Raw genomic sequence first — 19,012 nt, 5'->3', positions numbered from 1 at the left:
CGGGTGTTGCGGCGTCTTGGCGTGCTCGACTGGATCAGGGTCGGGTTGCTCGCGCTCGGCCTGCTCTTCGTGGCGTCCGGGCTGCTGCCGCTGGCCGAGGCCACGGCGAGCCTGACCGAGATCGGGCCGCTGCTGGTGTTCCTGGTGGGCGTCATCGTGCTGGCCGAGCTCACCAAGGAGGCTCAGGTCTTCGACGCGATCGCGGCAAGAATGGCGGTTCTCGGGCGCGGCAACTATTTCGCCCTTTTCTTGCTTTGTACGGTCTTTGCGTCATTTATTACGATATTTCTCAATCTTGATACGACTGCGGTGTTGCTCACGCCGGTGATGCTGGCCCTGGCCCCCAAGGCCCGCATCGCGGCGCTACCGCTGGCCATGACCACGATCTGGTTCGCCAACACCGCCAGCCTGCTGTTCCCCGTCTCCAACCTGACGAACTTGCTGGCCATGCACCGCATCGAGCTGAGCCCGCTGGAGTTCGCCTCCTTCATGTGGGCGCCGCAGGCGGTCGCGATCGCGGTCACGATGGCGTTCCTGTGGGCGTACTTCTGGCGGCGCGGGCGGCGGCGCGACCTGCGCTACACGCCGCCGCTGCTGGAGCCGATCGCCGACCGGGCGCTGTTCACCGCCGCATCGGCGGCCTGCGTGCTGTTCATCGTCGCGCTGCTGGCCAGGGTCGAGGTGTGGGCCGCGGCCACGGCGGCGGGGCTCGTCGTCGTGGTGGCGTTCGCGGTGCGCGACCGCAAGCGGCTGACCTGGCGGCTCGTGCCCTGGCAACTGCTGATCTTCGTCACCGGGCTGTTCCTGGTCGTGCCCACGCTCAGCCGCTACGGCCTGGACGACCTCATGCACTGGATGCTCGGCGACGAGCGCGACCCGTACCGGACGGCGGCCGTCGGCGCGGGCCTGGCCAACGTGGTCAACAACCTGCCGGCCTACAAGGCGCTCGAAGGCGTCATCCCGGCAGGCGACCGGGGGCAGCTGTTCGCGCTGCTCGTCGGCACCAACGTGGGCACCGTCGTCACCCCGTGGGCGTCGCTGGCCACGCTGCTGTGGTTCGAGTCGTGCCGCCGCCACGACGTCCGGGTGCCGATGCGCCGCTTCCTGCTGACCGGCGCCGGGCTGGCCGTCACCGGGGTGCTGGCGACCACGTGGGCGCTGGTGGCCTTCGGCTGAGGGACCGGGGGCCGGGGAAGTCGGGGACAATGGTCGCCATGGCCAAATCACCTCTGATCAGATGTTTCGGTCTTGCCCTGGTGGCGGCGGCAGCGTTGACCGGCTGCGGCACGTCCGGCTCCGCCGCCTCGGTGCCCACCCCCTCCAGCTCGGCGTCCACGCCCTCCCAGAGCCCGGCGAGCTCCGGAACCCCGCAGAAGGTGGTGCGCAAGGTCAAGCTGGAGGTGCTCGGCAAGGGCGAGGCCGTCCAGCCGATCGCCTACAACGCCGACGAGAGCGGCACCGAGACCGCGGCCACCCTGCCCTGGTCGAGGACGGCCGACATCGAGCTGACCGGCGCCGAGCAGGAGGTCGGCCGGCTGGTCTCCATCGTGGCCGGCTCCGTGCGTGACAAGAACGGCCAGTTCAGGCCCGCGCCCTGCCGCATCACCGTCGACGGCGAGCGGGTCGTCACCGCCAAGGGCCTGTGCAAGTATCTCCTCAAGTAGTGCGGCGGCGCACCGTCGCGACGCGGCGAGCGCGGCGCCTGACGCGGCGCTCGTCCTCCTCGGCCGGCCTGTCCGGCCTCTCCTCCGACGGCCGCGGGCCGACCACGGCCGCGAACCACGGATGCGCCCACTCCCTGCGCTCGTCGCCGCTCATGCCGCCGCTCATGCCGCCGCTCATGCCGCCGCCCGTGGACCGGGATAGGCGCCCGCCACGGCCTCCAGCGCCCAGCGCATGCGGGTGACGAAGGCGTCCGGGTGGTCGCCCGCCTCCTGCGCCACGTAGGCGGCGCATCCGGCGTGGCCGCCGCACGCGCACAGCCTCCGGTCGATCGCCGCCCGGATCTCCCTCGCGGACACGGCGCCGGACGCGGTGTCGGACGGCTGCACGGCGGAGGCGAAGAGCACCTGCGCGAGCTCCGTCACGCTCAGCCGGGTCAGCATGGTCGCCATGGTCTTCTCCTCTCCACCGGTGCCGCCGGAACGCGCACCTGTTAGTGAGACGTCGAAAGGCGCGGAAAGTTATCGACATTTCGCGCCGGACCTTCAAGATTTTTAGGGATTCAAGATCGTCACGCCAGGAGCGACAGCAGCCCCGGCATGGCCTTCGGGTGGGCCGCCACGAAGCTGCGGTCGGCCGTGCCCTCGATGCTCTCGTCGAACGGCCCGCCGTCGAGCGCCCGGATCTCGGCGCCCGCCTCCCGTGCGATCAGCACGCCCGCCGGCAGGTCGATCAGCTCCGCGCGGTAGCCGATGATCGCGTCGATGTCGCCGCGCGCCAGCATCGCCCACGTCAGCAGCGGGGCCCACAACTGCAGCACCCGCCTGGCAGCCAGCTCCAGCCTCGTGCGCAGCGCCCGCGCCGCAGCGTCGTGCCTGGTCACAGCATACCCCTGGGTCCAAGCCAGCAGCGGCCCATGTGGTGCGGACCGGTGCGGAAGGGACATCCGGGCGCCCGAGGAGTCCAGCGTGCCGCCGTCGCGCACCGCCGACCACGTACGGGACGTCACCGGGTCGTGCACCACCCCGAGCACCGGCCGCCCGCCGTGGCACAGCGCCAGCCCGACCACGTACGCGGGCAGCCCGATCGCCACGTTGTTGGTGCCGTCGAGCGGGTCCACCAGCCACGTCCACTCACTGCCCGAGACGCCCAGCAGCCCCGACTCCTCGGCGATGACCGCGTGCGACGGGTAGGCGGTGAGGATCCGCTCCAGCAGCAGCTTCTCCGACGCCAGGTCCAGATCGGTCACCACGTCGCCGGAGCCGCCCTTGGCCCGCACCCCCACCGCGCCCGCGGCGCCGTCCACCAGCAGCCGCCCGGCGGCCTCGGCCGCCTCGACGGCCAGCGTTCGCGCGCGGTCCAGGTCCATCGGCACCCCTCAGCTCAGGCGGGCGGTGATCAGGCGTACGGCGAGCGCCGTCTCCCGGGCGTCGAGCGGCTGCCTCGACACGTGGTGGTCGCCGGCCCCGAGCGGGCCGAGCGACAGGTCGCGGCTGCCCGGGCGGCCCCGCCCGAGCGCGACCGTGGCGGCCTCGCCGCCCTCCGGCACGACGCTGCTGTGGAAGCGGCCGGCAGGCAGCGTGTAGGTGTCGCCCGGCCCGAACGACTCCACCAGGCCGGTGCGGTGCCGGACCGTGCGCGGGGTGGGCGAGATGCGGTCGCCGTCGGCGGCGCTGACCACCTCGAACACCCGGTGCGTCGCGTCGGGGCCCGCGTCGTCGAGCACCGCGTGCACGTTGCGCACCTGGCCGTAGAGCACGTGGCTGACCAGGTCCCAGCTGTGGCAGTGGATCTGCGAGGTGGTGCTGGTCGCCGGCGCGAGCGAATCGGACCACAGATGGATGCATACCCCCTCGCCGCCGTCCCGCTCCAGCGGGAGGCAGACGAATCCCAGGGGGTGCCGCACGGCCCGGACCTCGCCGGAGACCGCCTCCAGCGCCCATGCCCTGGCCCGGCCCCGGACGACCTGCTCGTAGACGCCCGCGTAGCTCATGACCCGTGCCCGCGCGCCGGCTCGCCGTACGGGTCGACGGCGCGCAGCGCCTTGCGCGCGATGTCGACCACGTCGCGCCCGTCGTAGGACTTGGGGAGCGGCATCCCGATGCGCTCGAACAGGTCCTGCACCTCCTCGATCGTGGGCTCGTCGCTGAGCGGCACCCGCTTGTACATCTCCAGCGGCACCCGGCGCGCCTGCTCGAAGCTCAGGCGCAGCTCGGTGTCGCCGTTCTCGTAGTAGAAGGTGTCGGCCAGCGCCGTCATCGCCATGTTCGGGTCCTCGACGGTCATGATGAGGCGGCTGCTGGACAGGTCCCAGCGGAACGTCGTCATCGTGGCCGACAGGCCCACGCCGATGTCGAGCAGCCCGTAGCGCTGCCGGTGCCAGAACGCGGCCAGGATCGTCGCGTACGACTCCTTCCTGGCCCGGTCGGTGGTCCACGTCTCGCCGGTGCCGTCGGGCAGGTCCGACAGCGAGCGGCGGTAGTGGGCGTACGTCTCGCACACCTCGGCGTCGGTCGGGTCGATGATCTCGATCCGTACGGTGAGGTGGCGCTTGTCGCGGCGGGCGGCGGCCACGCACACGGGCAGCGTGACGGCGCGCAGGTAGGTGCCGGTGCCGCCCTTGAAGCTCCACCGGGAGGTGTCGCGGCGGGCGTCGGCGTGGGCCTGGGCGATCTCCTGGGAGCTGCCGAGCACCCGGACGAGCTGGAGGGCGTCGAGCGCCTTGCGGGTGCCCTGCACCAGGTTCTCGATCTGCTCCAGCCGCTCCAGCCGGACGGGGAGCTGGGCGAGCGCGCCGGAGGTGATGGTCTCCTCGACGGGGGCCTGCCGCGCCCGGTCGCGCAGCAGCGCGGTCGCCACCAGGGCCAGGATCACCAGCGTCGCGGCGCTGACGAGCTGCGCCTGGACGCTGGGCGGGACGATGTCGTCGGGCATGATGCCCAGCACGCCGACCACGATGGCCAGCGCCAAGGCGATCGCCACGTCCGCGTTCTGGGCCGCCCAAGGGGCGATCCGCCGCAACGCCCCCACGAACCGTGCCATCGCTCGCCCCGCATCCCGACGATCAGTCAGTCCCGGGGTCATGGTAACGAGCGCGTCAGGTCCCTGCCAGGCGCGGAAGGCGTACCTCTCCATGAAGGACGGGAGGGCGGCGCGGACGCCGCCCTCCCGTCGCGGGGCCGGTTAGAACCAGCCGCGCCGGCGCGCCATCTGCTCCAGCCCGTGCTGGAGCGCCTGGTCGACGGCCTCCGGGGCGTCGCCGTAGCGGACGGTGAAGCGGTTGTAGGAGTCGTGACCGGAGGTCAGGAAGCCGCCGCGCTGGTCGGCCTCCAGGATGACCTCCATCTGCCTCGGCCCGGCGATGAACGTCAGTTCCAGCTCGTTGAAGTGACGCCGCCACTGGCCGCCCGCGTAGTACTCGATCTCCTGGAAGAACGGCATCGTCGAGCCGTGCAGCGTGCCCCGCTCCAGGTCGGCCTTCTTGAACTGGAAGCCGAGCCGGTCCAGGGCGCGGATGACGTGCTCCTGCGCCGGCAGCGGGGTGACGAACAGCGGGTCGAGGTCGCCCTTGTCCAGGGCCCCGGCCAGCGCGAGCTCGGTGCGCACGCCCAGCCGCATGCCGGGCAGCGCGTGGCCGCCGATCGCGCTGATCGGCGTCTCCCACGGCACCGGGATCTCGAACGGCTGCCCGTGCTCGGCCTTGGCGGCGAGCTGGAACGGCCCGGCCACCGCCTGGCGCAGGAAGCTGTAGGTCGTCTTGTACTCGTTGTCGCCCGACTCGACCTCGACCACGGCGGTCAGGTCCAGGTAGATGCCCTCCACCTTGTAGTCGGAGCCGCCGCCGCGGAAGTTGACCACCCCGCGCAGCGGCTCGCCGGGGCGCACGGTGGCGTTGGTCAGCACCGTGTCTACTTCGACGCCCGCGCCGAACGCGGCCATCAGCTTGCGGAACACCATGAGTCCTCCTTAGGGGGTCGGCGCCTGGTCCTTGCCGTTGGCCGAGAAGCGGGGGAGAAGCTGGGCCAGCAGCAGGGTGGACAGCGCGGAGTCGCCGCCGCCCTGCTGGGTGCGGACCACCAGCGGCTGCGGGGCGTTCTCCGCCAGTTTGGCGCCCACGTCGAGGCGCTTGCGGGCCAGCTCGTACTGCAGCACGGCCCGGTTGTCGCGGTAGGACTCGGCCAGCCGGCGCAGCGCCTTGGCCTCGTTCTCGGCGGCGGTCAGCTCGGCCCGGCCGCGCGCCTCGATCTCCCAGCGCACCCGCTGCGCCTCGGTCTCCTGCTCCTCCAGCATGCGCGCCACGTCCTTGCGCGCCTTGTTGTGGGCGGCCTTGACCTCGACCACGCGGGCGTCGCGGGTCTTCTTGGACCGCTCGATCTCCATCAGCAGCGTGTCGATGCGGCGCTTGCGGGTCAGCTCCCATTCGCGCTCGTAGGCCGACAGCTCCTTGGCGACCTTCTCGCGGGTGGACAGGTGCTGCTGGTACTGGTCGGGCAGCTGCACGTCGGGGATGTTGGCGCCGGTGACGCGCACCCCGTAGCGGCCGAGCTGGCGGTTGAGCGCGTCCTGCATGTCGCCGACGTCGGAGCCGCGCAGGTCGTAGGCCCGCTCGGTGTTGACCCTGCGGCTGCGCTGCCGGATGGCGTCCTGGACCGCGCTGGACAGCACCAGGTCGAAGTTGCCGGCGCCGATCGTGCGGACGAACGCCACCGGGTCGACGATGCGGAACTTCAGGAAGAACTCGATCGACTTCAGCGGCACGTTCTCGGCGGTCGGGCAGGCCACGATCGGCGCCGAGTACGGGATCTCGGTGGAGGTGTCGACGACCGCGTCGACCCGGTCCCACGGCAGCCACAGGTAGTGGCGGCCAGGGGGCAGCGTGCCGGTGATGGCGCCCCAGTGGCTGCGCACCCCGGTGGTGCCCTCCTCGATCTCGATGATGGCCCGGCGCCACACCGTCAGCAGCGCCACGAGCAGGAAGAACAGCGCGGCCAGCGCGGCCATGACGGTCCAGTCGGTCAGCACCGCCATCCCGGCGAAGTAGACCGCGATGAACACCAGCGCCATCCAGGAGAAGCCGCGCCGGTCCTTGGGGATCACGACGGGGACGAGCTGGCCCTGCTCGCCGCCGCGCAGCAGCTGGCGGATCTCCGACCAGGACGCCAGCGACTCCTTGATCTTCGAGAACTCGCGGCTCATCGGACCTCACCCTCGATGCTCTGGGGGACGGCGCCTTCGGGGGCGGCGTGATGGCGGCCCTCGGGGGAGCCCAGGACGGCGAGGTCCGGGTCGGGCGCCTCGGTGACCTCGTCCTCGACCTTCTTGAGCAGGGCGCCGATCTCGGCCTCGCGGCCGGAGACGCGCCTGCCGATCTCGGCCAGGCGGGAGCGGATGGCGGCCATGTCCTCGGGCGTGAACAGCACCGCGGCCTTGCTGCCGACGAGCTGCTGGGCCAGCTCCAGGAAGTCGATGTCGCTGTTCTCGCCGACGTGCACGACCTGGGGCAGCCGGCCGGAGACCGTCTCCAGCTTGTCCAGCAGGTCCTGCTGGAAGCGGTAGTCGAGGATCTCGGGGGCCTCGGCGGCGCTGAGCGCCCGGATGTCGAGCGCCTGCGCCTCCAGCAGCGCCGAGTTGGCCTTGGCGGAGGACTCGGCCTCGACCAGGCGCTGCCTGGCCTGCGCGGTCGCCTGGTGGGTGGCCCGCTCCAGCGCGGTGTCCATGCGGGCCTGGTAGCCGGCGATCTCGGCCTGGATGGCGCTCAGCGTCTCCTGCAGCCCGGCCAGCTCCTTGATCAGGTCGCCCTCGTTCTGCTCCTTGCGGAGCTGGAGCTCGTACTCGTAGGTGTACGCCTCCTTGGCCACGCGGACCATCTCGGGGGCGGCCAGGTCCATGCGGTATTCCTGGCTGGACGGCTCGGCGTGCGTGATGTTCACGTCGGTCAGGCGCACGGCGGGCAGGAACTGCTGGTTGAGGTTGTCGAGCATGCCGACCGTGCTCTCGCCCACCAGGTCGTAGATGTCCTCGGCGCGCTGGGCGTAGATCAGCGAGCGGGTGACCTCGCTGATGGCGTTCTGCAGCTTGGACTGGAAGCCGCTCACCGAGCCGAGCACGAAGATGAACTCGGCCGGGTTCTCGATCCTGAACTGCAGGAACAGGTCGACGCTCGCCTTGACGCCCTGCTGGGTGGGCGCCTCGCTGATGGGCGCGTTGAAGGGGTATTCGCGGGTGGTGTTGACGATGTAGCTGACCCGCTTCCACGGGTTGAGCAGCGTCACGCGGCCCGGGTCGGCGATGTGCACGAGCTTGCCGAACTTGGTGATCAGGGCCTTGCAGCCCTCGGGCACCATGACCACGCTGCGCCGCCACCACAGGAACACGGCCGCCAGCACCAGCACGACCCAGTAATGCGGGCCGAAGAACAGCTCGGTGTTGGGGATGACGTTGCCGAGGGCGCCGATCAGGCCGAGCACGATGAGGATGCCCAGCGGCACGATCACCTTGGCGGTGTTGCCCTTGGGGATCACCACCGGGGAGATGACGTGCATGCCGTTCTCGGCGAAGCTGCGGTTGACGATCTCGCCGGCCTCGTTGAGCGACGCGGTGCGCGCCTCGATCTGCGTGCCGATCGACACGCCGCCGTCACGGGCGGCGGCGAAGTCGTGCGGGTTGAGGGCGAAGCCCTGACCCTGCCCGCCGAGCTGGCCCGCTTGCTGGGCGACCTGCCCGACCGCCTGGCTCATGGCCTGGCGTACGTTTCCTCCTTGGGCGACCGCTTGGGCTACGCCCTGGCCTGCCTGGATCAAGGCCTCTCTGGGTCGTGACATCGCACCTTCCTCTTCCGCTACAGGCGGATTCGACCGTATCGGGTGCGACTTAAAGATCGCTTGCAATCGAATGTCATAGAAGTATTGCGATCAATAGTATGTGTGCTATCAATGTAGTACACCTACTATATGGAGGGGGTCATGGGCGCTGCTACGACACTGGATGGAGACATCACTGTGATGAAAGCTGCCTCCGCCATCGAGGTCCGCGACCTGCGCATGAGCTACGGGACCCACGAGGTGCTGCGCGGCGTCGACTTCCGGGTGGCCCCCGGCGAGGTGGTCACGCTGCTCGGCCCCAACGGCGCGGGCAAGACCACCACGATCGAGATCCTCGAAGGCTTCCGCGCCCCGTCGGGCGGCCACGTGCGGGTGCTCGGCACCGAGCCCGTCAAGGGCGACGAACGCTGGCGGGCCCGCCTCGGCGTCGTCCTGCAGTCCTGGCGCGACCACGGCCGCTGGACCGTCCACGGCCTCCTCGACCACCTGGGCCGCTACTACGCGCCCTACTCCGCCCCCGGCCGGCGGCGCCCCACGCCCACCGCCGAGCTCATCGAGGCCGTCGGCCTGACCGGGCACGCCGGGCAGCGCGTCAGCCGGCTGTCCGGCGGCCAGCGCCGCCGCCTCGACGTGGCCATCGGCATCGTCGGCCGCCCCGAGGTGCTCTTCCTCGACGAGCCGACCGCCGGCTTCGACCCGCAGGCCCGCCGCGACTTCCACGACCTGGTGCACCGGCTGTCCGACCTGGACGACACCACCATCCTGCTCACCACGCACGACCTGGACGAGGCCGAGAAGCTCGCCGACCGCATCCTCATCCTGGCCGGCGGCCGGATCGTCGCCGACGGCAGCGCCGACAAGCTGTCACGCGAGGCCTCCCGCGACGCCCAGGTCCGCTGGAGCCGCGACGGCGAGCACTTCGTGCACGCCACCGAGGACGCCACCGGCTTCGTACGCGGCCTGTTCCAGCAGTACGGCGACCAGATCGGCGACCTGGAGGTCCGGCGCGCCACGCTGGAGGACACCTACATGGCCATCCTCAAGAAGGAGGAAGGATGAACCCCACCGCGCACGCCGCCCGGCTCGGCCTGGCCAGAGGGTGGATCGAGTTCCGGCACGCCCTCGCCAACCCCCAGGACATCGGCTTCACGCTCGTCACCACGGCCGCGTTCGTCACCGTGCTCTACTTCCAGCGCGGCGCGACCGTGCCCGGCACCGACCTGTCGCTCGCCGCCGCCACGATGCCCGGCATCCTCGGCCTCGGCATGGCCTTCAACGGGCTCATGGGCGCCGTCGGCTCCCTGTCCGTCGAACGCGAGGACGGCACGCTGCTGCGGGCCAAGGCGCTGCCGCAGGGCATGCTCGGCTACCTGGTCGGCCGCGTCGTGTCGGTCTCGCTCTCCGCGCTCGGCAGCCTCCTGCTCGTGTCCGTCGCCGGGCTGATCCTGCTGCCCGAGCTCGCCGCCGCCGGAGCGGGCGGCTGGCTCACCGTGCTCTGGGTGGCGGTGCTCGGGCTGACCGCCATGCTGCCGTTGGGCGCCGTCATCGGCTCGCTGAGCGCCAACCCGCAGACCGCCGCCGGGCTGTCGATGCTCTGCTTCGGCGCGCTCACCGCCATCTCCGGCATCTTCTACCCGATCACCGCGCTCGCCGGCTGGCTGCAGGGCCTGGCCCAGGCGTTCCCGATCTACTGGCTGGGGCTCGGCATGCGTTCGGCCCTGCTGCCCGGCGCGGCGGCCGCCGCCGAGCTGGGCGGCTCCTGGCGCACCCTGCCGACGATCGGCGTGCTGCTGGCCTGGACCGTGGCCGGGCTCCTGCTCGCGCCGCCGATCCTGCGCCGGATGGCCCGCCGCGAGTCGGGCTCCCTCATGCAGTCGCGGCGCGATCGGGCACTGCAGCGCATCGGCTGAGAAGATGGGCGACGATGAGCGAGACCGTCTACAACCGCATCGCCCTGCTCCGCGCCGAGCGGGGCGTCAGCCGCAGGCAGCTGGCCGACGCCCTGGGGGTCCACTACCAGACCGTCGGCTACCTGGAGCGGGGCGAATACAGCCCCAGCCTCTACCTGGCGCTGCGGATAGCCGAATACTTCGAGGTGCCGGTGGAGGTCGTCTTCTCCACCGCGCCCTTCCCCCGCATCGGGGAGCGGACGGCCTGACCGATTCTGTCGGTCGGGCCGCCTAAAGTGGGCAGCATGCGACCGGTCACAGATTTGCAGCGGAAGGTGGCGCCGTTCGAGGTCGTCACCGAGATGACTCCCTCGGGCGACCAGCCGACGGCCATCGCCGAGCTGGAGCGCCGCGTCAAGGCCGGCGCCAAGGACAGCGTGCTGCTCGGCGCCACCGGCACCGGCAAGACCGCCACCATCGCGTGGCTCATCGAGCGGCTGCAGCGGCCCGCGCTCGTCATGCAGCCCAACAAGACCCTCGCCGCCCAGTTCGCCAACGAGCTGCGCGAGATGCTGCCCAACAACGCGGTCGAATACTTCGTCTCCTACTACGACTACTACCAGCCCGAGGCCTACGTCCCGCAGAGCGACACCTACATCGAGAAGGACTCCTCGATCAACGACGAGGTCGAGCGGCTGCGCCACTCGGCCACCAACTCGCTGCTCACCCGCCGCGACACCATCGTCGTCGCCTCCGTCTCCTGCATCTACGGCCTGGGCACCCCGCAGGAGTACGTCGACCGCATGGCCCGGCTGCGCGTCGGCATGGACGTCGACCGCGACCAGCTCCTGCGCCGCCTCGTCGACATGCAGTACACCCGCAACGACCTGGCCTTCACCCGGGGCACGTTCCGGGTGCGCGGCGACACGATCGAGATCATCCCCAAGTACGAAGAGCTCGCCGTGCGCATCGAGATGTTCGGCGACGAGATCGAGAAGCTGTCCACGATGCACCCGCTGACCGGCGAGGTCATCACCGAGGACGAAGAGCTCTACATCTTCCCCGCCTCCCACTACGTCGCGGGCGAGGAGCGCATGGCCGCCGCCGTCGCCGGGATCGAGGCCGAGCTGACCGACCGGCTGGCCGAGCTGGAGCGCCAGGGCAAGCTGCTGGAGGCCCAGCGGCTGCGCATGCGCACCACCTACGACATCGAGATGATGCGCCAGATCGGCACCTGCTCCGGCATCGAGAACTACTCCCGCCACATGGACGGCCGCCCCGCCGGCAGCGCCCCCAACACGCTGCTCGACTACTTCCCCGAGGACTTCGTCCTGGTGCTCGACGAGTCCCACCAGACCGTGCCGCAGATCGGCGCCATGTACGAAGGCGACGCCTCCCGCAAGCGCACGCTCGTCGACCACGGCTTCCGGCTGCCGTCCGCGATGGACAACCGGCCGCTGAAGTGGGAGGAGTTCCTGGAGCGGATCGGCCAGACCGTCTACCTGTCGGCCACGCCCGGCCCGTACGAGCTCGGCCGCGTCAAGGGCGACGTCGTCGAGCAGGTCATCCGGCCCACCGGCCTGGTCGACCCGGAGGTCGTCGTCAAGCCCACCAAGGGCCAGATCGACGACCTGGTGCACGAGATCCGCGAGCGGGCCGACCGCGACGAGCGCGTCCTGGTCACCACGCTGACCAAGAAGATGGCCGAGGACCTCACCGACTACCTGCTGGAGCTCGGCATCCGGGTCCGCTACCTGCACAGCGAGGTCGACACGCTGCGCCGCATCGAGCTGCTGCGCGAGCTGCGCGTCGGCGAGTACGACGTGCTCGTCGGCATCAACCTGCTGCGCGAGGGCCTCGACCTGCCCGAGGTGTCGCTGGTGGCCATCCTCGACGCCGACAAGGAGGGCTTCCTGCGCTCCGAGACGTCGCTCATCCAGACCATCGGCCGCGCCGCCCGAAACGTCTCCGGCCAGGTCCACATGTACGCCGACAAGGTCACGCCGTCCATGGAGCGGGCCATCGACGAGACCAACCGGCGCCGGGCCAAGCAGGTCGCCTACAACGAGGCCAACGGCATCGACCCGCAGCCGCTGCGCAAGAAGATCGCCGACATCCTCGACTCGCTGCAGCGCGAGGACGCCGACACCCAGCAGCTCATGGGCGGCGGGCGCAGCCAGTCCCGGGGCAAGGCCCCCGTCCCCGGCTTCGCCGCCGCCAAGGCCGGCCAGCACGCCAAGGCCATCGCCGGCGAGCTGCCGAGGGCGCAGATGGAGTCGCTGATCGAGTCGCTCACCGAGCAGATGCACCAGGCGGCCGCCGACCTCCAGTTCGAGGTCGCCGCCCGGCTCCGTGACGAGATCAAGGAGCTCAAGCGCGAGCTTCGCGACATGCGCGAGGCCGGCATCAGCTAGCTCTCTGGAGGACGACGTGTCGCTCGACCTGTTCGCCGGCATCCCCGTCACCGACTACGCCGCCGCGCTGCCGTGGTACGAGCGGCTGTTCGGCGGGCCGCCGTCGTTCCTGCCCAACGACATCGAGGCGGTGTGGGAGGTGGCCCCCGGCCGCCACGTCTACATCGTGCAGGCGCCCGAGCGGGCGGGCCACGCGCTGGTGCTGGCGTTCGTCGACGACCTGGACGCCCGGGTCGCCGGCCTGGCCGCCCGCGGCCTGGAGCCCGCCCGCCGCGAGACGTACGAGGGCGGCGTCACCAAGGTCACCTACCGCGACCCCGAAGGCAACGAGCTCAGCTTCGGCGGCGCCCTGAGGCCCCGGGCATGAGGGAGGGCCCGCGCCGCGTGGTGGCGTGGGCCCTTGACGGACGGGTGGGCGGGGTCAGCTGGTGGAGCTGTTCTTGGTGACGTCGCCGGTGGCCGCGTCGACCGTCACCTCGTGCTTGGTGCCGTTGGGGGTGACGACGTCCGACTCCCAGACGGTCTTGCCGTTGCTGCTGTCCAGGTTCAGCTCGGTGATGCGCCCCTGCGGGACCGAGGCGGCGATCTTGTCGGCGGCCTGGGCGTAGGTGAGCTTGGCGGCCTTGACCCGCTCCAGGTGCTTCTGCTTGTCCTCGGCGTCCGACTCCTCGGCGGTGGGGCCGTTCACCACCTGGCCGCTGGCGCCGTCGACGTCCATCTGCTGCTCGGCGCCGGTGTTGTCGACGACTTGGACCTCCCAGAGCTTGCCGCCCTCCTCGCTCTCGATGGAGATGAGCGTGGAGTTCGGGACAGCGGCGAGTGCGGCCTCGGCGGCCTTCTTGAGATCGGCGACGCCTGCCGTGGTGGCGCCCGGCGAGGGGCTGCCGTCGGTGGGGGAGGGCGTCGCGTCCGTGCCCGTGGGCGAGGCCTCGGGGTCCGTCGGCGAGTCCTCCGGGTCCACGGGCGGGCTCCCCGGGTCGACGGGCATGTCCTCCGTGCCGGTCGGCGCGGGGGCCGGCGACCCGGCCGCCTGAGCGGTCCCGGTCTCGCCCGGCGCGGCCGGGCCGCAGCCCGCGCCGGTCAGCAGTGCGGCGCTCGCCAGCGTGGCGCCGATGATCTTGTTGCGCTTGGTCTCCCCGTTCATGCGGGGACGACTGCCCGGAATGTGCTGGTATATCACCCGGTCAAGGACTGTTGTACGGTTCCCGGCCCGCGCATGACGCTCGCTCAGCCGAGCGGGCTGGCGTGACGCGGCTCGTACAGGCCGATCGTGGCGCCGCTGGGCAGCGTGAGCGTCGTCGCCAGGCCGTACCCCTCGTCGGTGACGGGACCGGCGGCCACGCCCCGCGCGGCGAGACCGGCGACGGTCCCGGCGACGTCGTCGCACATCAGGTGCAGCGTCACCACCGGATCGGCGTCGGTCGGATGGACGCCCAGCTCGGCCGGCGGCGTCCTGAAGATCAGCCACCCGGCCCCGGACGCCGCGTCCTCCACGTACGGCCACCCGAGCACGTCACGCAGGAACGCCCGGTCCGCCTCCGGATCCCGGCTGTGGAACAGCAGATGCAGTCCGCGAATCACCCTCACAGTGTCGCCCCCGGCGCCCCGCACGGGAAGAACCCACGCCCCAGCGGGCTCAGCGTCTGACCTTGTCCAGATCAAGGTCGATGTCCACCGGGAAGCCGATGTCGGTGCGCAGGCGGCCGCGGTGGATGCCGGTGGGGACGTACGCCTTGACGGCGGGCTCCAGCTCGAACGTGTGGACGACGGGCCGTTCGTCCTCCAGCTCGACACGCCAGAAGTACGTGATCCCCGCGCTCGAATACTTGCTCGGCTTGGTCGTTCGATCCCTGTCGCGGGACTCCTCCGACACCACCTCGACGACGAGGTGGACGTCCTCAGGCTTGAAGCTGGTCAGGCCGACCCGCTGGGCCGCGGTGTCCTTCACCAGGAGGATGTCCGGCTCGGGACGCTGCCGCAGCCCCAGGGTGACGGTCATCTCGCGGACGACGACCAGATGCTCGGGAGGCGTGAGCTCCCGTTCGAACAACCTGAGCGCGAGCATGTGGAACAGCGTCTGGGGGGACCGCATGACGAGGGATCCGTCGATCAGCTCGACGTGCCCAGGCGCGCCGGGAGGGAGACGGTCGAGCATGTCGGCGGTCCAGCCGCCGGGAGGGCCCGGAGAGAACCACTCCGGCAGGGCCGTGCTCATCGATGCGCCTCCTGGACGGTGACCGTGTGACGGATCATGCCACGATCCGTAGTCGTCAGGAGGGGTCGCGGCGTTCCTGCATGGTCTTGCGGTAGAGGTCGTCGATCTCGTCGAGGGGGTCGGGGGCGGGGCGGCGGGACTCGATCTCCAGGTTGGTGCGCGTGTCGAGGTCGTCGATGCCCGTGGCCGAGTGGTGGACCTGGTCGCTGAGCAGGTCGGCGCGGATGCGGGCGCACATGGCCGTCAGCCTGGCCTGGTGCTGGCGCAGCCGGTCGAGCGTGGCGTGGTCGACGTACGGGGAGAGGCGGCGCTGCTGGGCGTACATGCCGAGCTGGCCGTCGTGCACGTCGGCCTGGGCGGTCAGGTCGGCCAGCAGGCGGGGCAGGTCGCCGAGGCCCCAGCCCTGGGCCTGCGCCTGCTCGACGGCCTGGCGGGTGAGCGACACCTCGCGGCGCAGGTCGAGGCGGAGGCGCTCGACCTCGGCGGCGTCGCCGGTGCCCATCGCGTTGACGTGCGTGGTCAGCCGGGTCGTGGCCTGCTTGGCCTTGGTGGCGGCCTTCCTGCCGAGCTTGACCAGGAGGTAGACGCCGACCCCGGTCAGCAGCAGGAGGAACGCCAGGATCACCAGCACGATGAGGACGATTTCGCTGATCGTGGCCACCTCCTGTTGAGTTCTCGCCTTGAGAATAGCCGTGCCGAGGGCACGCACCAACGCACGGACCAACGCGCGGGCGGCCGCTCCGGGTTCCCCGCCGCCCTTGATCACCTCAGGCCGAGCTCCTCGGACATGTCCCGCGATCCGCGCCCCCACGCATGACGGACGGTGCCGGGGGAACAGGCGTGGCATGCCGTTGTGCCTGGTCACAGGGGCGACCGGCTATATCGGCGGGCGGCTGGCCCCCGAACTGCTGGCCGCCGGTCATGACGTGCGGTGCATGGTGCGTTCTGCCGGGCGGCTGCGCGACCTGCCGTGGGCGGCGCGTACGGAGGTGGCCGAGGCCGACGCCACGGACGCCGGGCGGACGCGGCGGGCACTGGACGGGGTGGAGGTGGCGTACTACCTGATCCACACGATGGGGGCGAGCGGCCGGTTCGCCGAGCGGGACCGCCTGGCGGCGCGGACGTTCGCGGCGGCGGCGGCCGAGGCGGGGGTGCGGCGGATCGTCTACCTGGGCGGTCCGGCCGCCGGCGAGGCGCTCTCGCCGCATCTGCGGTCGCGGGCCGAGGTGGGGGAGATCTTCCTGGGGGGCGCGGTGCCGGCGGTGGTCCTGCGCGCCGCGATGATCATCGGGTCGGGGTCGGCGTCGTTCGAGATGCTGCGCTACCTGACCGAACGGCTGCCGGTGATGACCACACCGCGCTGGGTGCGGAGCCGCACCCAGCCGATCGCGGTACGGGACGTGCTGCGGTATCTGGTCGCGTGGGCGGAGGTGCCGGGGACGGTCAACCGAGGGTTCGACATAGGCGGGCCCGATGTCCTGACTTATGCCGACATGATGCAGGGGTACGCCGCCGTGGCCGGGCTGCCGCCCCGGCTGATCCTCCCGGTGCCCCTGCTCAGCCCCCGGCTGTCGAGCCTCTGGGTGGGGCTCGTCACGCCGGTCCCGGCGAGCATCGCCCGCCCGCTGGTGGAGTCGCTGCGCAACGAGGCCGTGTGCGGCGAGCACGACATCGCCCGCCACGTGCCCGACCCCGAGGGCGGGCTGATCGGCTTCCGCCGAGCGGTGTCGCTGGCGCTGATGAAGATCAGGGAGGCCGACGTCGCCACGCGCTGGTCCTCGGCGTCCACGCCCGGCGCGCCCAGCGACCCGCTGCCCACCGACCCCGACTGGGCGGGAGGCAGCCTCTTCGTCGACGACCGCAGCCTGGCCGTGCCGTCGAGCCCGGAGGCGCTGTGGCAGGTGATCGAGGGCATCGGCGGCCGCAACGGCTGGTACTCGCTGCCGGTCGCCTGGAAGCTCAGGGGGCTGGCCGACCGGCTCGTCGGCGGCGTCGGGCTGCGGCGCGGCCGGCGCGATCCGGCGCGGCTGCGGGTGGGCGACACGATCGACTTCTGGCGGGTGGAGGAGGTGCTTCCCGGCCGGCTGCTGCGGCTGCGGGCCGAGATGCGGCTGCCCGGCCTGGCCTGGCTGGAGCTCGGCGTCGACCGCTCCGGCGGCCGGACGGTCTACACCCAGCGGGCGATCTTCCACCCGCACGGGCTCCTCGGCCACCTCTACTGGTGGGCGATCTCGCCCTTCCACGGCCTGATCTTCGGCCGGATGCCGGTCAACGTGGCCGCCGCGGCCCGGCGCCGGGAACGATCCGGGTCATGAGGCCCGTACCGCCGTGGTGACGGGCCGGGGAGCCCGGCGGCGCGGGTGCGCCGCCGGGCCCGTGTGCGGGCGCGGGCGGGGGCCACGACGAGTCCGCACGTCATCGGACGGTACGGGACGGGCGGGCGCGGGCGGATCAGCCCCGAGGGGGATGACGGGTCAGCCCGGGGGATGATCCGGCAGGACGCTAGCCGGGCGGCCGCCTGCGCCCGGCGCGGTAGCGGCGCACCTTGCCGATCGTCCACCAGGCGGCCAGCGCGAACAGTGCCAGCAGGACGATCACCAGCAGAGGCAGGAAGATCGCGACCAGGCTCATGCCGAGCGCGCCCGTGTCCTCGGCAACGCTCGCCACCGGCGCCCCGGCCCCGGCGGTGCCGGCGTTGACCACGGGCCTGGCCGCCGTCTTGAGCGCGTGCACGGCCAGCGCGACCACGATGCCGAGCAGCCAGGACGCCCACGGGTTCTCGGTCATCCAGGTGGAGCGGTCGAGCTCGGCGGCGGCGCTGGTGGCGCTGAAGACGACGCCGCCGGACGCGGGCCGTACGACGGTCTGGATCAGGTCGTTGACGGTGTCGACGGCGGGCACCTTGTCCAGCACCATCTCCGCCGCCAGCAGCACGGCGATGATCGCCAGGACGCCCCAGTGGGACAGCCACGCGTAGCCGTCGGGCAGCCGCACCCGGTCGGTCAGGTTGGCCAGCACGCCCACGACGAGCAGCGGGATGTAGGCGTTGAGCCCGGCGGCGGTGGACAGGCCGAGCCCGGTCAGTGCGGCGAGCATGCCCCTAGTCTGCCCGGGCGGCCTCGTCCATGAGGCGCCCGAGCCCACCGGCGGTGAACTCGGCCACGGCGCGCTCGTACTTCTCCATGCCCCACGACCAGAAGTCGAAGTCGATCGTGTCGTTGGCGCCGTCCTGGATGGAGGCCCACAGGGTCCAGCCGTACTTGGCCATCAGGCCGAGCAGCCGGGCACGGGCGATCTTGTGGCGCAGACGGCGGCCGTAGTAGGCGGTGACGAGCTCGTCGAGCTGGTCGAGCGACAGGTCCGACTCGCTCCACACGTTGCCCAGCTCGAAGCAGGCGTCGTTGTTGCCGGCGTACTCGTAGTCGATGAGCCACAGCCGCCGGCCGTCGTCGATGATGTTGCCCGGCAACAGGTCGTTGTTACACGGAACGGTGCCTTCTGCCCTTATTTCCAGACATTTACGGAGTTGCTCAACGACGGGCATGAACTCCAGGTACCGGTCCGGCAGCCGGAACCCCCGCTCCCGCACGATCGCCAGATAGCGCCGCTGCACGTCGAACATGTCGAAGTCGCGCACGAACCGGGGCCCCGCGTGCAGCCGCCGGCACGCCTCGGCCACCCGCGGCAGGTTGGCCGAGTCGCGCACGTCGTCCTCCGTGAACGTGCGCCCCGGGATGAACCCCACCACCAGCACCCCCTCGCCCGGCAGGTAGGCGTGCACCGGCGCGCCCACGCCCGCCCGCGCGGCGGCGATCGAGGAGGCGTGCTCGGCGTCGCGGTCGATGGCCAGCAGCGACCCGTCGCTGGCCCACACCCGCACCACGTACGCCCCGCCGGGGGTGGTGACCTTGTAGTTGTGGTTGGTCAGGCCGCCGGGCAGCTCCTCCACGGAGCGCGGCACGCCGGCCAGCAGGGGGATGCGGTCGAGGATCTCGAGCACGGCCATGGTCG

Annotated in this window: 22 protein-coding genes; 8 read left to right on the top strand and 14 right to left on the bottom strand. The window is 71.4% G+C overall.

The window, feature by feature from the left end; genetic code table 11:
- The first annotated feature begins 3 nt into the window (after positions 1 to 3).
- Positions 4 to 1,176, top strand: a complete 1,173-nt coding sequence (locus AB0J53_RS14785) for an SLC13 family permease (protein WP_364172161.1) — start codon at positions 4 to 6, stop codon at positions 1,174 to 1,176.
- A 38-nt stretch (positions 1,177 to 1,214) separates the two neighbouring features.
- Positions 1,215 to 1,664, top strand: coding sequence for a hypothetical protein (locus AB0J53_RS14780; RefSeq protein WP_357590940.1), 450 nt, complete (start codon positions 1,215 to 1,217; stop codon positions 1,662 to 1,664).
- Here AB0J53_RS14780 and AB0J53_RS14775 read toward each other — a convergent pair.
- The 8 genes from AB0J53_RS14775 to AB0J53_RS14740 form a co-directional block, all read right to left on the bottom strand.
- Positions 1,657 to 1,842, bottom strand: coding sequence for a hypothetical protein (locus AB0J53_RS14775; RefSeq protein ID WP_364172159.1), 186 nt, complete (start codon positions 1,840 to 1,842; stop codon positions 1,657 to 1,659). The two genes, AB0J53_RS14780 and AB0J53_RS14775, sit on opposite strands and share 8 nt — an antisense overlap.
- On the bottom strand, positions 1,839 to 2,114 hold the full coding sequence (locus AB0J53_RS14770) for a hypothetical protein (RefSeq protein WP_219502547.1): 276 nt from the start codon (positions 2,112 to 2,114) through the stop codon (positions 1,839 to 1,841). Before AB0J53_RS14770 ends, AB0J53_RS14775 begins: the two co-directional genes overlap by 4 nt.
- Positions 2,115 to 2,233: 119 nt before the next feature.
- Positions 2,234 to 3,031: an inositol monophosphatase family protein gene (locus AB0J53_RS14765; RefSeq protein WP_219502550.1), complete on the bottom strand. Its 798-nt coding sequence runs from the start codon at positions 3,029 to 3,031 to the stop codon at positions 2,234 to 2,236.
- A gap of 9 nt (positions 3,032 to 3,040) precedes the next feature.
- Positions 3,041 to 3,655 (bottom strand): hypothetical protein, encoded by a 615-nt coding sequence (locus AB0J53_RS14760; RefSeq protein WP_364172157.1) that lies wholly within the window; start codon positions 3,653 to 3,655, stop codon positions 3,041 to 3,043.
- Positions 3,652 to 4,704, bottom strand: coding sequence for a hypothetical protein (locus AB0J53_RS14755; protein WP_246644361.1), 1,053 nt, complete (start codon positions 4,702 to 4,704; stop codon positions 3,652 to 3,654). The genes AB0J53_RS14760 and AB0J53_RS14755 overlap by 4 nt, the downstream gene beginning before the upstream one ends.
- A gap of 141 nt (positions 4,705 to 4,845) precedes the next feature.
- A complete protein-coding gene (locus tag AB0J53_RS14750; protein WP_364172155.1) occupies positions 4,846 to 5,619 on the bottom strand; it encodes a sporulation protein in 774 nt (257 codons plus the stop codon).
- A gap of 9 nt (positions 5,620 to 5,628) precedes the next feature.
- Positions 5,629 to 6,858 carry an SPFH domain-containing protein gene (locus AB0J53_RS14745; protein WP_219502560.1) on the bottom strand — a complete coding sequence of 410 codons (1,230 nt, stop codon included), beginning with the start codon at positions 6,856 to 6,858 and terminating at the stop codon, positions 5,629 to 5,631.
- Positions 6,855 to 8,483 (bottom strand): SPFH domain-containing protein, encoded by a 1,629-nt coding sequence (locus tag AB0J53_RS14740; protein ID WP_364172153.1) that lies wholly within the window; start codon positions 8,481 to 8,483, stop codon positions 6,855 to 6,857. The genes AB0J53_RS14745 and AB0J53_RS14740 overlap by 4 nt, the downstream gene beginning before the upstream one ends.
- 180 nt (positions 8,484 to 8,663) lie before the next feature.
- On the opposite strand from AB0J53_RS14740, the gene AB0J53_RS14735 reads away from it, so the two are divergent.
- Genes AB0J53_RS14735 through AB0J53_RS14715 form a run of 5 tightly spaced genes read left to right on the top strand, consistent with a single transcriptional unit; the run spans position 8,664 to position 13,153 of the window.
- Positions 8,664 to 9,542, top strand: coding sequence for an ABC transporter ATP-binding protein (locus tag AB0J53_RS14735; RefSeq protein ID WP_246644362.1), 879 nt, complete (start codon positions 8,664 to 8,666; stop codon positions 9,540 to 9,542).
- On the top strand, positions 9,539 to 10,393 hold the full coding sequence (locus tag AB0J53_RS14730) for an ABC transporter permease (RefSeq protein ID WP_364172151.1): 855 nt from the start codon (positions 9,539 to 9,541) through the stop codon (positions 10,391 to 10,393). The genes AB0J53_RS14735 and AB0J53_RS14730 overlap by 4 nt, the downstream gene beginning before the upstream one ends.
- Positions 10,394 to 10,407: 14 nt before the next feature.
- Entirely contained in the window at positions 10,408 to 10,641 is a 234-nt protein-coding gene (locus tag AB0J53_RS14725) for a helix-turn-helix transcriptional regulator (protein WP_219502572.1), read from the top strand.
- Between the two features lie 36 nt (positions 10,642 to 10,677).
- The gene (gene uvrB, locus AB0J53_RS14720; protein ID WP_364172149.1) at positions 10,678 to 12,786 is read left to right on the top strand and encodes an excinuclease ABC subunit UvrB; all 2,109 of its coding nucleotides are present in this window, start codon (positions 10,678 to 10,680) and stop codon (positions 12,784 to 12,786) included.
- Positions 12,787 to 12,802: 16 nt separating this feature from the next.
- The gene (locus AB0J53_RS14715; RefSeq protein ID WP_364172147.1) at positions 12,803 to 13,153 is read left to right on the top strand and encodes a VOC family protein; all 351 of its coding nucleotides are present in this window, start codon (positions 12,803 to 12,805) and stop codon (positions 13,151 to 13,153) included.
- 54 nt (positions 13,154 to 13,207) lie between these two features.
- On the opposite strand, the gene AB0J53_RS14710 is transcribed toward AB0J53_RS14715, so the two are convergent.
- From AB0J53_RS14710 to AB0J53_RS14695, 4 genes are all read right to left on the bottom strand, one after another.
- Entirely contained in the window at positions 13,208 to 13,930 is a 723-nt protein-coding gene (locus AB0J53_RS14710) for a PepSY domain-containing protein (RefSeq protein WP_219502581.1), read from the bottom strand.
- Positions 13,931 to 14,013: 83 nt separating this feature from the next.
- Positions 14,014 to 14,367 carry an extradiol dioxygenase gene (locus AB0J53_RS14705; protein WP_364172145.1) on the bottom strand — a complete coding sequence of 118 codons (354 nt, stop codon included), beginning with the start codon at positions 14,365 to 14,367 and terminating at the stop codon, positions 14,014 to 14,016.
- Between the two features lie 55 nt (positions 14,368 to 14,422).
- Positions 14,423 to 15,001: a Uma2 family endonuclease gene (locus tag AB0J53_RS14700; protein WP_364172143.1), complete on the bottom strand. Its 579-nt coding sequence runs from the start codon at positions 14,999 to 15,001 to the stop codon at positions 14,423 to 14,425.
- 55 nt (positions 15,002 to 15,056) lie between these two features.
- On the bottom strand, positions 15,057 to 15,662 hold the full coding sequence (locus AB0J53_RS14695) for a hypothetical protein (protein WP_364172141.1): 606 nt from the start codon (positions 15,660 to 15,662) through the stop codon (positions 15,057 to 15,059).
- Positions 15,663 to 15,846: 184 nt separating this feature from the next.
- On the opposite strand from AB0J53_RS14695, the gene AB0J53_RS14690 reads away from it, so the two are divergent.
- Entirely contained in the window at positions 15,847 to 17,316 is a 1,470-nt protein-coding gene (locus tag AB0J53_RS14690; protein WP_364172139.1) for an SDR family oxidoreductase, read from the top strand.
- Positions 17,317 to 17,503: 187 nt separating this feature from the next.
- Here AB0J53_RS14690 and AB0J53_RS14685 read toward each other — a convergent pair whose 3' ends face one another.
- Together AB0J53_RS14685 and AB0J53_RS14680 are read right to left on the bottom strand one after the other, a co-directional pair.
- On the bottom strand, positions 17,504 to 18,097 hold the full coding sequence (locus AB0J53_RS14685; protein WP_364172137.1) for a DUF4126 domain-containing protein: 594 nt from the start codon (positions 18,095 to 18,097) through the stop codon (positions 17,504 to 17,506).
- 4 nt (positions 18,098 to 18,101) lie between these two features.
- Complete coding sequence (locus AB0J53_RS14680; RefSeq protein ID WP_364172135.1) at positions 18,102 to 19,007, bottom strand: choline/ethanolamine kinase family protein; 906 nt, start codon at positions 19,005 to 19,007, stop codon at positions 18,102 to 18,104.
- Positions 19,008 to 19,012 lie beyond the last annotated feature (5 nt).

The sequence above is a fragment of the Nonomuraea sp. NPDC049725 genome (assembly GCF_040674795.1).
Lineage (GTDB): Bacteria > Actinomycetota > Actinomycetes > Streptosporangiales > Streptosporangiaceae > Nonomuraea > Nonomuraea ceibae.
This window is presented reverse-complemented; position numbering and strand designations above follow the sequence as displayed.

Coding starts and splice junctions, on each gene's coding strand:
- AB0J53_RS14780 (WP_357590940.1), top strand. CDS start 1,215: ATGGCCAAATCACCTCTGATCAGATGTTTCGGTCTTGCCCTGGTGGCG.
- AB0J53_RS14775 (WP_364172159.1), bottom strand. CDS start 1,842: ATGAGCGGCGGCATGAGCGGCGGCATGAGCGGCGACGAGCGCAGGGAG.
- AB0J53_RS14770 (WP_219502547.1), bottom strand. CDS start 2,114: ATGGCGACCATGCTGACCCGGCTGAGCGTGACGGAGCTCGCGCAGGTG.
- AB0J53_RS14765 (WP_219502550.1), bottom strand. CDS start 3,031: ATGGACCTGGACCGCGCGCGAACGCTGGCCGTCGAGGCGGCCGAGGCC.
- AB0J53_RS14760 (WP_364172157.1), bottom strand. CDS start 3,655: ATGAGCTACGCGGGCGTCTACGAGCAGGTCGTCCGGGGCCGGGCCAGG.
- AB0J53_RS14755 (WP_246644361.1), bottom strand. CDS start 4,704: ATGGCACGGTTCGTGGGGGCGTTGCGGCGGATCGCCCCTTGGGCGGCC.
- AB0J53_RS14750 (WP_364172155.1), bottom strand. CDS start 5,619: ATGGTGTTCCGCAAGCTGATGGCCGCGTTCGGCGCGGGCGTCGAAGTA.
- AB0J53_RS14745 (WP_219502560.1), bottom strand. CDS start 6,858: ATGAGCCGCGAGTTCTCGAAGATCAAGGAGTCGCTGGCGTCCTGGTCG.
- AB0J53_RS14740 (WP_364172153.1), bottom strand. CDS start 8,483: ATGTCACGACCCAGAGAGGCCTTGATCCAGGCAGGCCAGGGCGTAGCC.
- AB0J53_RS14735 (WP_246644362.1), top strand. CDS start 8,664: ATGAAAGCTGCCTCCGCCATCGAGGTCCGCGACCTGCGCATGAGCTAC.
- AB0J53_RS14730 (WP_364172151.1), top strand. CDS start 9,539: ATGAACCCCACCGCGCACGCCGCCCGGCTCGGCCTGGCCAGAGGGTGG.
- AB0J53_RS14725 (WP_219502572.1), top strand. CDS start 10,408: ATGAGCGAGACCGTCTACAACCGCATCGCCCTGCTCCGCGCCGAGCGG.
- uvrB (WP_364172149.1), top strand. CDS start 10,678: ATGCGACCGGTCACAGATTTGCAGCGGAAGGTGGCGCCGTTCGAGGTC.
- AB0J53_RS14710 (WP_219502581.1), bottom strand. CDS start 13,930: ATGAACGGGGAGACCAAGCGCAACAAGATCATCGGCGCCACGCTGGCG.
- AB0J53_RS14700 (WP_364172143.1), bottom strand. CDS start 15,001: ATGAGCACGGCCCTGCCGGAGTGGTTCTCTCCGGGCCCTCCCGGCGGC.
- AB0J53_RS14690 (WP_364172139.1), top strand. CDS start 15,847: ATGCCGTTGTGCCTGGTCACAGGGGCGACCGGCTATATCGGCGGGCGG.
- AB0J53_RS14685 (WP_364172137.1), bottom strand. CDS start 18,097: ATGCTCGCCGCACTGACCGGGCTCGGCCTGTCCACCGCCGCCGGGCTC.
- AB0J53_RS14680 (WP_364172135.1), bottom strand. CDS start 19,007: ATGGCCGTGCTCGAGATCCTCGACCGCATCCCCCTGCTGGCCGGCGTG.